The organism is Glycomyces tarimensis (assembly GCF_054776215.1).
Genome location: NZ_BAAHCB010000023.1, coordinates 1 through 13,154, shown reverse-complemented (window position 1 = coordinate 13,154; position 13,154 = coordinate 1). Strand labels below are relative to the sequence as shown.

Genomic DNA, 13,154 nt, shown 5'->3' with positions numbered 1-13,154 from the left:
TGATGTCATCACAGTCGCACCGGGAGGCGTGGACATGAACCCCCCTACGGACCTAGGGGCGCATCGCTTCAGAACGTGTCACGGGAGCCATTAAACCGTACGCGCCTGGGACCGTAAGAACGTGTCGGCTGTTTGGGCCCTACGATCTTCAGGCGTTTGACGACGCCGGGGCCGAGCGCCGCGCTGATCTTGCCGTAGATCTGCCCGGAGAATAGCCGCAGCTGGGTGGCCCAGGCCGTGGACTCGGCGACGACGAGCAGCTCGCCGTCGACGAGCTGCTCGGGACGGCAGTGCCCGGCGATCTCGGGCCCGACGATCTCGGTCCAGCGGCCGAACACCGAGGCGTTCGAGACCTTCCCGACCCAGCCCTTCTTGCGCACGACCTGACCGAGCAGGGCCCCGATCGACTCGGGATCGCGCTTGTCGGGGCCGGGCCCGGACCATTCCTTGCGGAACCGCGGGTTGTCGCCCCCCTGGCGACGCTTGCCGGCCATGGATCGGCCCTGCCCGCGGTTGGGGCGGGGCCGGAAGTCGAAGCCGCTAGAGGACACGTCGGATCTCCCCCTCCCAGACGTCGAAGCGGGCGCCGACGAGACGGTCGGGGACGTCGGCGGCCACGGCACAGGTGATGAGCGTCTGCGGCGCGGCCTCGGCGTACTCGGCGAGGCGTTCGCGCCGGTCGGTGTCGAGCTCGGCGAACACGTCGTCGAGGATCAGGATCGGAGCGGCGCCGTCGCTGCGCAGCAGTTCGAAGGCGCCCAAGCGGAGCGCGAGGGCCACCGACCAGGTCTCGCCGTGGGAGGCGTAGCCCTTGACCGGGAGGTCCCCGAGGGTGAGTTCGATGTCGTCGCGGTGCGGTCCGACGAGCGTGGATCCGCGTTCGACCTCCTTGGCGCGCGCGCCGGCCAGCGCGGCCGACAGCCGCGCGGTGAGCAGCTCGCGGTCGGCGGTGAGGTCGTCGCCGAGTTCGGAGGTGTAGGCGAGTGTGACCTCGGAGCGGCCGTCGGCGATGCGGGCGTGGGCCTTGGCGACGGGTTCGGCGAGGTCGGCGACGAGCGCGAGTCGCCCGGCGAGCAGTTCGGCCCCGTGTTCGGCGAGGTGGGCGTCCCAGGCGTCGAGGGTGGCCAGCTCGGCGCTGCCGGGGCCGCGGCCGCCGGTCTTCTTGGCGAGGTAGGCGGTGCGCAGGAGCGTGTTGCGCTGTTTGAGGACCCGCTCGTAGTCGGCGCGGACGCCGGCGAAGCGCGGGAAGCGCGAGCAGAGCAGTTCGTCGAGGTAGCGGCGGCGCACGGAGGGCTCGCCGCGCGCGAGCGCGAGATCCTCGGGCGCGAACGCGACGGCTTTGAGGGCGCCGATGAGGTCGCGCGGCCTGGCGAGTGGGTTCTTGTTGAGCCGCGCCCGGTTCGATTTGCCGGGGACGATCGCCAGCTCGGCGAGCAGGCGGCGCGAGTCGTGGACGACCTCGGCTCGGATGACGGCCTGTTCGGCGCCGGTGCGCACGAGCGGCGCGTCGCTGGAGACGCGGTGGGAGCGGAGGGTGGCGAGGTAGATCAGCGACTCGACCAGGTTCGTCTTGCCGTGACCGTTGGGGCCCACCAGGATCGAGGGCCCCTCGTCGAGCGCTATCTGGGCGTGCGCGTAGGACCTGAAGTCGTTGAGTTGCAGCTGTCGTACTCGCACGCTTCTATGATGCACCCCCCTCTGTTCCGGCTTCACCGCGCGCCGCGACTTCGGCCCGGCACGGCCGCTTCGCGGCGCGTGACCGCCGCTATTCCGGTTTCACGGCGTGGCCGCCGAATTGGTTCCGAAGCGCGGCGACGGCCTTCATTGCCGGGGAGTCGTCTTGGCGGGAGGCGAAGCGGGCGTACAGGGAGTCGGAGATGGCCGGGAGCGGCACGCGCAGGCGGATGGCCTCCTCGACCGTCCAGCGGCCCTCGCCGGAGTCCTCGACCCAGCCGCGGATCTTCGCCAGCTCGGGGTCCTCGTCGAGGGCGCGGTCGAGCAGGTCGAGCAGCCAGGAGCGGACGACGGTGCCCGAGCGCCAGGACTTGATGACCGCGGGCACGTCATCGACATGGTCGGAGGCCTCCATGAGCTCGTAGCCCTCGGCGTAGGCCTCCATCATGGCGTATTCGATGCCGTTGTGGACCATCTTGGCGTAGTGTCCTGCGCCGACGCCGCCGGCGTGGACGAAGCCGTGATCGCCCTCGGGTTTGAGCTCGTCGAAGATCGGCATGAGCCGTTCGACGTCGGCCTTCGAGCCGCCGGCCATGAGCGCGTAGCCCTCGGTGAATCCCCAGACGCCTCCGGAGACGCCGACGTCGACGTAGCCGATGCCGTGTTCGGTGAGCATCGCGGCGTGCTCGGCATCGTCGGTGAAGTGGGAGTTGCCGCCGTCGACGACGAGGTCGCCTTCGGAGAGCAGCTCGGCGAGCTCGGCGATGGTGGAGCTGGTGGGCTCCCCTGCCGGGACCATGACCCAGATCGCACGGGGCGCCTCGAGCGCCTCGACGAGCTCGGACAGGGAACCGACGTCGGCCTTGTCCGGGTTGCGGTCGTAGCCGATGACCTCGTGTCCGGTTTCCTGGAGCCGCAACTTCATGTTGCCGCCCATCTTGCCGAGTCCGATCATGCCCAGTTGCATGCTGCGTCCCCTTCCACGTGCTCAAGCGATGTTCAGCGCCGGGGTGTTGCACATCTTCGTGCCGTTTAGGCGTCCCAACGCAATGGTTGCAGCATGTAGAGGTACCCGTCGTGGTTTGTGTCGGATTCCTCATCTTCGGGCGCGGCCTCCCCGGTCATCACGACCGGCCTGCCCAGTTCGTTCATCTTGAACGCGGTGATGGGCGCGTCCACGACCGAGAGCCCGTCGAGCAGGTAGGTCGGGTTGAACGCGATCTTGCCGGCCTCGCCTTCGAAGGTGCAGTCCATCGCCTCGGAGGCCTTGGCGTCCTCGGCGCCGCCGGCCTCGACGACGAGACCGTCCTCGTCGAAGGACAGGCGGATCGGCGAGTTGCGGTCGCCGACGAGGGCGACGCGGCGGGCGACCTCGATGAGGTCGCTGGTCTTGACGCGCAGCACGGTGGCGTACGAGGTGGCCAGGAGGCTGCGCAGCGGCGGCAGCTGGCCGTCGAGGACCCGCGAGGTGGTCTGGCGACCGCCGGCGATGAAGCCGACCATGCCCGGCGCGCCCTCGGTGCCGGAGGGCACGGCGATGGTGACCGGACCGGAGAAGGATCCGAAGGTGCGCGCGGTGTCGGCGAGGGCCTTGGCGGGGACGAGGACGGTGACGTCGACGTCGGATTCGTTCGGCTCCCACTCGGAGTCGCGGATGGCCATGCGGTAGCGGTCGGTGGCGAGCAGGCCGATGCCGCCGCCGGTCATCTCGATCTGGACGCCCGTCATCGTCGGGAGCGTCTCGTCCTTGCCCGCGGCGATGGCGGTCTGCGAGACGGCCCTGGCGAACTCGTCGGCGTCGATGGTGCCGATGGCGTCGGGCATCTGCGGCAGGCTCGGGTAGTCCTCGAGCGGCATGGTCGGCAGGGTGAACCGCGCCGAGCCGCAGGTGAGCTCGGCGTGCGGGCCGTCCACGGTGAAGTTGACGGGCTTGTGCGGCAGGGCCTTGACGATCTCGGCGAGCAGTTTCCCGGAGACCAGGGCGGTGCCGGCGGATTCACCGGTGACCTCGACGGTGACGCGGGTGGAGATCTCGTAGTCGAAACCGGAGATGGTCAGCGTGCCGTCGTCGACCGACAGGCGGGCGCCGGCCAGCACCGGGACGGAGGGCCGGGCCGGGAGGCTCTTGGCGGTCCACGAGACCGCATCGGCGAAGGTGTCTCGATCAACTTGGAACTTCATGGCGAGCTCGCTCCTCATCTGGCTGATGCCTGGTTGTACACAGCGCTATTACTATTGGTTTCTCTATAGATATAACTGTCGTCGTAGTAGTCGGTGCTGTGGATACTGTGGAAAACGTGCCTTTTCCCAGCTAGACATCGATTTCGACCTGTGGATGAACTGTGGAGAACCTGTGGATGAATCGGCAGTTTATCCACAGCCTCCGACATGCGCCGAGTTTTCCACATCTCGTCCACAGGTCTTTCCACAGCTTTTCCACAGGTTCTCCACAGGCTCGTGCACAGCAAAAACGCGAACCGAATTCGCGCTTCCGTTCGTTGTCCACATGCCGTCCACAGGATTTCCACAGTAATTCCGGTTTATCCACAGCTTTTCCACAGAGTTGTCCACAGGGCGTTCATTCGTCGGTGTGTTTCAGACGATTGGTCAATTCGGCGATTTGGTTGTACAGCGCCCGTCGCTCGGCCATCTGCTTGCGGATCTTCTTGTTCGCATGCATGACCGTCGTGTGGTCGCGGCCCCCGAACGCCTGGCCGATCCGCGGCAGCGACATGTCGGTCAGCTCCCGGCACAGGTACATCGCGACCTGGCGGGCGTTCACGAGCACCCGCGAGCGCGAGTTGCCCTTGAGGTCGGCGGCCTGGACGCCGAAGTAGTCGGCCGTGGCCTGCATGATCTGGTCGACCGTGACCTCCGCGGTCTGGCCGCCCTCGGGAATGAAGTCGTGCAGGACCTCCTCGGCCAGGCCCAGGTCCACCGGCTTGCGGTTGAGACTGGCGTAGGCGGTGACGCGGATCAGGGCGCCCTCGAGCTCCCGGATGGAGTGGTGTATCTGCGACGCTATGAACTCCACCGCGTCGGTCGGCACGTTCAGGTCGTCCTGCACGGCCTTCTTGCGCAGGATCGCGATCCGCGTCTCCAGGTCCGGCGGCTGGATATCGGCGAGCAGGCCCCACTCGAAGCGGGTGCGCAGCCGGTCCTCCAGGGTCTGGAGCTGCTTGGGCGAGCGGTCCGAGGAGATCACCAACTGCTTGTTGGCGTTGTGGAGCGCGTTGAAGGTGTGGAAGAACTCCTCCTGCGTGCGCTCGCGGTCCATCAGGAACTGGATGTCGTCGATGAGGAGGATGTCGACGTCGCGGTAGCGGCGCTGGAACGCCTGCTGGCGGCGGTCCGAGAGCGAGTTGATGAAGTCGTTGGTGAACTCCTCGGTCGTCACGTAGCGGACCGAGACGGCCGTGCCCAGGTCGTGGGCGTAGTGGCCGACGGCGTGCAGCAGGTGCGTCTTGCCCAGCCCGGAGCCGCCGTAGATGAACAGCGGGTTGTACGCCTTGGCCGGGGCCTCGGCAACCGCGAACGCCGCCGCGTGGGCGAACCTGTTCGACGATCCGATGACGAACGTGTCGAAGTTGTAGCGCGGATTGAGGCGGCCGACGCCGTCGGCCGCCTTCGGAGCCGGGGCGGTCTTCGTGGTCTTGGAGACGCCGCCGCGCCGCTCGGGATCGGGGTCGTCCGAGGGCGGCGGGGCGATCGGCGGGGAGGAGCCGTTCGACTCGGCGGGGCGGTGCGAGGCGTTCCGCTCCTCTTCGGCCGGTGTGCTGTGCGGCTGCTGCTGCGGGATGTTCGGCGGCTCGTGGTCGTGCCCGGCGTGCTGTTCCTCGACCCGCTGTTCGGGAGCTTGCTCCGCGCGGGGACTCGACCGCCGCTCGCCGGCGCGGAAGGCGTCGGTGTCGAACAGACTCGGCGGATTCGGCGGCGAGCTCTGGTGCGGGACGCCGCCGGTGCGCGGCGCCTGCTGGGCGGGCGGATCGATTCGCGGCATCTCGAAGATCAGCGTGTCGTCGCTCTCGGCGGCCCGTGCCGGAGCCGGCTCGGCGGGGGCGTCGCCGGTGTTGTCCTGCATGGTCACGGCGATCTGCGTGGACTGCCCCAGGCGGCGGGAGAGGGATTCGCTGATCGGGTCGCGCAGCTTCGACTCAAAGGCCGCGCGGGCGAACTTGTTGGGCGCGGCGATGATGAACGTGCCGCCCACCGCCACGACCGGCTGTGTCAGCCGCATCCACGCCTGTTGCTGGCGGGTCAGCACCGACGCCTCAGTCAGTTCGGCTGTCACCGCCGACCAGACTGCTGCCAGATCTTGGTCGGTCACCTTCGCCATCCTTAGCCATACTCGATTGCGTCTTCGCTCGCGTCCCGTGCGTCGACGTGCCGTGCGCTAGACTTTGTTTCCCAGCGGCCCGCTTCGCCAAGCCCGCGAGCGTTCGATCCGCACCGAAACCAGGCATGAGCCCGCAGTGCGTCTAAGCAGTTTTCCACAGGTTATCCACAGGCTCTCAGTTGCCCTGTGCACATGCGCGCGTCGTGGCACGACTCCCCAGATCACGCGAGTGACCTGCAGTTTTGGGCGCGCCATCGAGCGATCGCGTTGCGGTGACGCCGAAGGCGCCCGCGAATCCACAAAAGTTATCCACAGGCAGGTCAAAGCGCGCAGCGCATGGAGCCGACCGCCTGTGCACAGGCCCCGTCACACCCCGACCACCGGTGGCCGCCGCGCATCGGCGGCGAGTAACATGAGCGAGTTGCCCTGTGAACCAGAGGGGCATGCCACACCCGCTGTCCGTGGCAGGAGCGGTACGTGAAAGCCCTGCTAGGCTGACTTTTGCGTCCCGCAGTAAGCGGGCCGCAGCAGTCATTTGATTCGTAATGGGAGAAATCCGACGTGAGCAAGCGCACCTACCAGCCGAACAACCGCCGTCGCAAGCGCACCCACGGCTTCCGGCTGCGCATGCGCACCCGTGCCGGGCGCGCCATCATCAACGCCCGCCGCAACAAGGGCCGCAAGCGCCTGTCCGTCTGAGCGCTCGAGCACTCGGCGACGCAAGCGCGCTTCCGTCGCTCGAATGCAGGGCGCGCGAGCTTCGCCGTGGATGGACGTGATCCGGGTGCTTCCAGCCGACGCACGCATTCGCCGCAGCCGTGACTTCGGTTCGGTGCTCAAGCGAGGCCGCCGAGCGGCCCGCGGCGGCGTGGTCGTCCACTGGGCGCCGGACACCGAGACGCAGGCGAGCACGACACCGTCCGATGCCGGGACACAGCGAACGGCGCGGGCGGGTTTCGTCGTCTCCAAGGCCGTCGGCAATGCCGTCGCCCGGAACCAGACCAAGCGCCGGCTGCGCCACGCGGTCGCCGAACAGATGCGGTCCTGGCCGGCCGGAACCGACGTGGTCGTGCGGGCCACGCCGAAGGCCGCCGGGCGCGACTTCGCTGAACTGAGCCGCGACCTCGCCGAGGCCGTCGCCCAGGCACGCAGCGGCCGGCAGCGCAAACGCCCCCGGAAAACGCCATGAGAGGCCGCTTCTCCACGGCGGCGACCCGAGTGGTGAGCGTGCCGATTGTCGCGTACCGTCGTTGGGTAAGCCCGGCGCTACCCAACCGGTGCCGCTTCTACCCCAGTTGCAGCGCATATACCCTCGAGGCGCTGTCCCGACACGGTCTGGTCCGTGGCATATGGTTGAGCCTGCGGCGACTGGGACGGTGTCACCCCTTCCATCCGGGTGGCTATGACCCGGTACCCCCTCGGCGGGGAAGCTCACCGACGGCTCGCGAGCTTCACCGTAACGCTATACGAGCCGTACCCGAGCCAACTGTTGGTATTGAGACGACTGGAGTCCGCCAGTGACTTTGCACTGGATCTACATCGGCGTGTCGTGGCTACTGCTGCGATGGCACGACCTGTGGAGCAGCGTGTTCAACGGTGCCCATGCCCTAGCGACCGACTGGGCGTGGGTGCTCGCCATCGTCGGCGTGGTCATCACGCTGAGGGTGGTCCTGTTCCCGCTGTTCGTGAAGCAGATCCGTTCGCAGCGGGCGATGCAGAAGCTGGCACCTGAGATCAAGGCGCTCCAAGAACGCTACAAGGGGGATCGCGAGACGCTCCAGCGGGAGATGATGGAGCTCTACCGCAAGGAGAAGGCCAACCCCCTCATGGGCTGCCTCCCGATCCTGCTCCAGGCCCCGGTCTTCCTGGGTCTGTTCTGGGTCCTGCGGAGGCCCGACCCGCACCAGACCGTGAACACCACCGAATACTTCTGGACCGGCATCAACGACGGTCAGAATTCGGACTGGAACTCCTACGTCGACGCCAGCCTCTTCGGCGCCCCGTTCTGGAGCACCTTCATGACCGGGGAGGCCGACCTGACGGAGGTCGGTGCCTCCGCCGTGACCGTCAAGATCGTGACCGGCATCCTCGTGGCGCTCATGATCCTCACGACGTACCTGACGACCCGGCAGATGATCCTCAAGACCGGCTGGTCCGAAGACCCCAACCAGCGCATGATCCAGAAGGTGATGCTCTACGGCATCCCGGTGATCATGATCTTCTCCGGCGGTATCTTCCCCGTCGGCGTGGTCATCTACTGGACGATCAACAACCTCTTCTCGCTCGGGCAGCAGCAATACGTGCTGCGCAAGTACCCGCCGCCCGCGCAGAACTCGGCGAACAAGCCGCCGAAGCCGGGCACGAAGGCGCACGAGAAGCTTCTCGAAGAGCAGCGTGAAGCCGAGGAGCGCCGGAAGTCGCTGGCTCCCAAGCCGGGGCAGAAGCCGAAGCAGGACAAGTCGCCGCAGGCGCCGAAGAACAGGGCCCCGCAGAACAAGGGCGGCGGCTCGAACTCCGCCAACAACGCCAAGCAGGGCGGGCCGGGGTCGGGCAAGAACCTCTCGCGGTCGGAGCGCATCGCGCGCGCCAAGAAGGTCAGCGGTGCCCAGCAGGCCGGTAAGAAGAAAAAAGGCAAGGGGGGCGGATCGCAGGCCGCGTAAGCGGCTTAGGGTCAGCCATGTTCGGGCAAACTAGGCTTATAACTAGTGATAGGACATAGTTAGCGATTATGGGAGCAACGGTGCGGGAGGACGAGGTGGCCTCCGAAGACGAACTCTTTGAACAGAGTGAAGTGGCGGCCGACTACATGGAAGGCCTGCTGGACATTCTCGACCTCGATGGCGACATCGACGAGCTGGTGGTCGGCGACCGCCCGCAGGTGGAGATCGTGGGCGAGGACCTGGGCGGCCTCGTCGGCCCGAAAGGGCAGACGCTGGAGTCGCTGCAGGAGCTCTGCCGCCTTGCGGTGTATCGCAAGACCGGTGACCATTCGCGGCTGATGCTCGACATCGGCGGCTACCGCGCCGGTCGTCGCAAGAAGCTCGCGGAGCTGGCCGAGAAGACCGCCAAGAAGGTCACCGAGACCGGCCAGGTGGTGAAGCTCGACCCGATGAGCGCCTTCGAGCGGAAGTGCGTGCACGACGTCATCAACGCCACCGAAGGCGTGCAGAGCGAATCCGAGGGCGCCGAACCCCGGCGTCGAGTCGTGGTCAAACCCGAATAGCAGGACAGATGAATCTGGAGCCCGAGAGCTCTGAAAACGTCGAGGCCAATGTTTCACGTGAAACATTGGCCTCTGTGTTCGGAGACGATGACGAGCGGATCGGCCAGGCCGAGGACTATGTCGGACTCCTCAGCACCGCCGGCATTGAGCGCGGCCTGATCGGCCCGCGAGAAGTGCCGCGGCTGTGGGAGCGGCACGTGCTCAACAGCGCGGTGATCGGCGAGTTGATCGCGGCGGACAAGGACGTGATCGACGTGGGCTCCGGGGCGGGCCTGCCGGGGATCCCGTTGGCACTGGCGCGGCCCGATCTGTGGGTGACACTGGTCGAGCCGATGCAGCGGCGGGTGGACTTTCTCGAGGAAGTCGTGGAGATGCTCCGGATCACGAACGTGGACGTGCTGAGGGCCAGGGCCGACGAGGTCGCCCCGAAGGGCCGGGCGGACGCGGTGGTCTCCAGGGCGGTCGCGCCGCTGGGGAAGCTCGTGAAGTGGAGCCTGCCCCTGGCGCGGGTGGGCGGCGTGATGCTGGCGATCAAGGGCCAGAGCGCCGCCGACGAAATCGAGCGGGACGCCAAGCAGATCCGCTCGGCGGGCGGCAGCAGGGCCGAGCTTCGGGTGTGCGGCCGGGAGAAGCTGTCTGATCCGGTCTTCACCGTGCCCACAACGGTAGTGAGGGTCGAAAGGGTTCGCTGAGCGCGGGCGCCAGTGTCTTCACGTGGCACGGGAGCGAACTGACTGGCGGAGCGGGCGCCGCGCCCCCGGGGAATCTGGTGGCTGTGGTCGGCGGTGAAGGATTACCTCGGGGCCGCACGGTATCGGGAGCTAGGGTGCAGATCTCGGCTACTTCCTGTCACACGATCGACATAGGATTAAGACTAGGGGTCCCCCCGAAGGGATGAATCAGCAAATTTCCGCTTTCATGTTCTGGTCGAGGCACTGAGCGCGGCGGTGAGCATGTTCACGTTGTCAGTCCCCTTGCGGCAGTGAGCGTTCAGCCGCCGTCGGACTCACGTTGTCGAAACGATCGACGCACGATTCACTCACTTGGGCTAGTGTATGGCTCGTAAGCTTCTTCAAGAACGGGGTCGATGTTTCACGTGAAACATCCGGCCCGTAATCTGTGGCGGTGAATGTGCGCGACCCCCTTCCCTCAGAAGATCGTGAACACCAGAGCTCCATCGGCGGCGACACCCCTGCCGAACGCCGCATCAAGAATGTCCTCGATGCCGCTGTGAGCGAGGAGGAGACGACTCCGCGCCGACGTCGCTACCGAGAAACTTCACCATCGCCGGGTGGCGAAGCGCAGCGCTACGGGTCCACTGGGACAGAATCGGCTTCAGGGGAGACCGGCCCGAGCTACGGCTATGCGGCCGGAGGCTCAGACTCGGTCTTCCGCAGTCAAAACGATCTGTCGAACGACGGCGGGGAACGGGACGGGATGCGCAGATCCACATCGCCACGAGGTAGGTCCGGACGTCACACAGCACCGGATGCCGCGGTCGGCGGCCAGGAAACTCATTCGGACAGCAGCGCGGAATCGCTACGCGGTTTTCGCGTCGAGACGCCCTCGGACTCGGGCGGCTACGACATCGTCGCCGAGCACTCCGGCGATGCCGGGACTACGGTGGAGGACCACAGCGGCGAGATTCCGCAGCAACCCGACCCACTCGAAGACGACCTGCCGCTCGCCCGCGAAGCGCAGCGCGCGGTCCGAGTCCTCAACCCTGCCGGGAGCGTCACCATGCCGCGCCCGCCGCGGCGCCGCGTATTCGCCGTGGCGAACCAGAAGGGCGGAGTCGGGAAGACCACCAGCGCGGTGAACCTGGCAGTCGCTCTTGCCCTCCACGGCAATCGGGTCATGGTCATCGACCTCGACCCTCAAGGCAATGCCTCCACCGGTCTCGGTGTCGAGCATGGCGCGGGAACGCCGAGCGTTTACGAGGCGCTCGTCGACGCGATGCCGCTCGAGGAGATCGAGCAACGCGTCGATGGCATTCCTTCGCTGTTCTGCATTCCGGCGACCATCGACTTGGCCGGCGCCGAAGTCGAGTTGGTGAACGTGGTCGCCCGCGAAGCACGGCTGCAGAAGATCATCGCCGCCTACGGCGGCGAGGTCGACTACATCTTCATCGACTGCCCGCCGTCGCTCGGCTTGCTGACCGTCAACGCGCTCGTCGCAGCCGAAGAGGTGCTCATCCCGATCCAGTGCGAGTACTACGCGCTCGAGGGGCTGGGCCAGTTGCTGCGGAACATCGAACTCGTCAAGGCACACCTGAACGCACGCCTTCGCGTGTCGACAATACTGCTGACGATGTACGACAAGCGGACCAAGCTCGCCGATCAGGTTGAGAAGGAGGTTCGCGGTCACTTCAGCGAGATCGTGCTCGACGCGGTCGTGCCGCGCAGCGTCCGCGTCTCGGAGGCTCCTGGGTACGGCCAATCGATTCTGACGTACGACCCCGGTTCCAGAGGGGCGACGAGTTATTTCGAGGCGGCCGAGGAGATCGCCCTGCGGGGCGCCAAATTGAGCCCGCGGCGATCAGGTCAAGAGAACGAGAAGGGCGGGAACTAGTCGATGGCAGCGGCGAAGCGTGGAGGTCTCGGTCGAGGACTCGGGGCGTTGATCCCGACAGGATTGGCCGAGAGCATGACCACTGAAGTCGATGAGCTCGACGAGGAGCCTTCGCCTCGGCCGAATGGCGCACCCCGTCAGGCCGTGCCCGGCGCGGTCGATGTTTCACGTGAAACGTCGCCCGCGGAGCCCGCTGATGTTTCACGTGAAACATTCGAGACGGAGTCGGAGGGACCCGAGCTGGTAGCTGTGCCGGGCGCGAGCTTCCAGATGATCCGGATCGACGAGATCTCCACCAACCCGAAGCAGCCGCGACAGATCTTCGACGAAGACCACCTCGCCGAACTCGAGATCTCGCTTACCGAGGTCGGCATGCTCCAACCGATCGCCGTTCGCGAGAAGACCGAGAACGATCCGGCGGGCGACACCAGCGATGGTGCGAGGTTCGAACTCGTCATGGGAGAGCGCCGCCTGCGCGCCGCGACGGCGCTGGGATGGGAGAGCGTTCCGGCGATCGTCCGTCGCACTTCCGACGACGAACTCCTCCGAGAGGCGCTGCTGGAGAACATCCATCGCGTCGAACTGAACCCGCTCGAAGAGGGCGCGGCCTATCAGCAACTCCTCGAAGAGTTCAACGTGACGCAGGAGGAGCTTGCCAAGCGGATCGGCCGGAGCCGACCGCAGATCTCGAACATGATCCGACTGTTGAGTCTTCCCCCGACGGTACAGACGAAGGTCGCGGCCGGCGTGCTGACGGCTGGTCACGCTCGCGCTCTCCTCGGGCTTGACAGCAATGACACGCAGGAGCACATCGCCGAGCGGATCATCAGCGAAGGCCTGTCGGTGCGAAGCACCGAGGAGCTCGTGTCGGCCTGCCGCCTGGAGGAGACTCCGGAACTCGACGAGCCGAGCGGCAGCGGGACGCGCACTCCGGCGAAGGACCGCATCAAGGCGCCCGGACTCGATGAGTTGAAGGAGCGTCTCTCGGACCACTTCGAGACGAAGGTCAGCGTGAGCTGGGGCCGCAAGAAGGGAAAGATCGTCATCGAATTCGGCTCGCTCGCCGACCTCGACCGGATCGTCGAACAGATCGGCGTCAAGTAGCCAGAGGTGCGTAGCCGATTCGCCGGTGGTGGCGGCCCTCATGGGGCCGCCAAACGTGAAATCGGATATTTGCTGATTTGCGCCCCCAAGGGAGCTCTTATATCAAGTCTATGCAGCAGGTCCGACAGACTGGCCTGCCGCGTCATCACCGATCTGGGTGAGCTCAAGGGGCTACGATCCTCAGCGGAGGCCCGGAGGCCCGGAGGCCCGGAGGCCCGGAGGCCCGGAGGCCCGGAGGCCCGGAGG

General features: G+C 66.7%; 13 protein-coding genes. 8 read left to right on the top strand and 5 right to left on the bottom strand.

Annotated features, from left to right (window positions below; all coding sequences use genetic code 11):
• Positions 1-68 precede the first annotated feature (68 nt).
• The 5 genes from ACYVK3_RS18680 to dnaA all read right to left on the bottom strand — a co-directional run bounded on the left by ACYVK3_RS18680 (position 69) and on the right by dnaA (position 6,001).
• Positions 69-551: a DciA family protein gene (locus ACYVK3_RS18680; protein WP_460498850.1), complete on the bottom strand. Its 483-nt coding sequence runs from the start codon at positions 549-551 to the stop codon at positions 69-71.
• Complete coding sequence (gene recF, locus ACYVK3_RS18675) at positions 541-1,677, bottom strand: DNA replication/repair protein RecF (RefSeq protein ID WP_460498849.1); 1,137 nt, start codon at positions 1,675-1,677, stop codon at positions 541-543. The genes ACYVK3_RS18680 and recF overlap by 11 nt, the downstream gene beginning before the upstream one ends.
• An 88-nt stretch (positions 1,678-1,765) precedes the next feature.
• Entirely contained in the window at positions 1,766-2,641 is an 876-nt protein-coding gene (gene gnd / locus ACYVK3_RS18670) for an NADP(+)-dependent, decarboxylating phosphogluconate dehydrogenase (protein WP_460498848.1), read from the bottom strand.
• Between the two features lie 65 nt (positions 2,642-2,706).
• The gene (dnaN, locus tag ACYVK3_RS18665) at positions 2,707-3,855 is read right to left on the bottom strand and encodes a DNA polymerase III subunit beta (RefSeq protein ID WP_460498847.1); all 1,149 of its coding nucleotides are present in this window, start codon (positions 3,853-3,855) and stop codon (positions 2,707-2,709) included.
• 397 nt (positions 3,856-4,252) lie between these two features.
• Positions 4,253-6,001: a chromosomal replication initiator protein DnaA gene (dnaA, locus tag ACYVK3_RS18660; protein ID WP_460498846.1), complete on the bottom strand. Its 1,749-nt coding sequence runs from the start codon at positions 5,999-6,001 to the stop codon at positions 4,253-4,255.
• 570 nt (positions 6,002-6,571) lie between these two features.
• Here dnaA and rpmH point away from each other — a divergent pair.
• From rpmH to ACYVK3_RS18620, 8 genes are all read left to right on the top strand, one after another.
• Positions 6,572-6,709, top strand: a complete 138-nt coding sequence (gene rpmH / locus ACYVK3_RS18655) for a large ribosomal subunit protein bL34 (RefSeq protein WP_460498845.1) — start codon at positions 6,572-6,574, stop codon at positions 6,707-6,709.
• Positions 6,710-6,794: 85 nt separating this feature from the next.
• Positions 6,795-7,199, top strand: a complete 405-nt coding sequence (gene rnpA / locus ACYVK3_RS18650) for a ribonuclease P protein component (RefSeq protein ID WP_460498951.1) — start codon at positions 6,795-6,797, stop codon at positions 7,197-7,199.
• Positions 7,196-7,531 (top strand): membrane protein insertion efficiency factor YidD, encoded by a 336-nt coding sequence (yidD, locus tag ACYVK3_RS18645; RefSeq protein WP_460498844.1) that lies wholly within the window; start codon positions 7,196-7,198, stop codon positions 7,529-7,531. The genes rnpA and yidD overlap by 4 nt, the downstream gene beginning before the upstream one ends.
• Positions 7,528-8,670 (top strand): membrane protein insertase YidC, encoded by a 1,143-nt coding sequence (gene yidC / locus ACYVK3_RS18640; protein ID WP_460498843.1) that lies wholly within the window; start codon positions 7,528-7,530, stop codon positions 8,668-8,670. Before yidD ends, yidC begins: the two co-directional genes overlap by 4 nt.
• Before the next feature lie 68 nt (positions 8,671-8,738).
• Positions 8,739-9,233: a Jag family protein gene (locus ACYVK3_RS18635; protein ID WP_460498842.1), complete on the top strand. Its 495-nt coding sequence runs from the start codon at positions 8,739-8,741 to the stop codon at positions 9,231-9,233.
• An 8-nt stretch (positions 9,234-9,241) separates the two neighbouring features.
• A complete protein-coding gene (gene rsmG / locus ACYVK3_RS18630; protein WP_460498841.1) occupies positions 9,242-9,925 on the top strand; it encodes a 16S rRNA (guanine(527)-N(7))-methyltransferase RsmG in 684 nt (227 codons plus the stop codon).
• 745 nt (positions 9,926-10,670) lie between these two features.
• Complete coding sequence (locus ACYVK3_RS18625) at positions 10,671-11,804, top strand: ParA family protein (RefSeq protein ID WP_460498950.1); 1,134 nt, start codon at positions 10,671-10,673, stop codon at positions 11,802-11,804.
• Positions 11,805-11,807: 3 nt separating this feature from the next.
• Positions 11,808-12,908 carry a ParB/RepB/Spo0J family partition protein gene (locus ACYVK3_RS18620; RefSeq protein WP_460498840.1) on the top strand — a complete coding sequence of 367 codons (1,101 nt, stop codon included), beginning with the start codon at positions 11,808-11,810 and terminating at the stop codon, positions 12,906-12,908.
• The last annotated feature ends 246 nt before the right edge of the window (positions 12,909-13,154 follow it).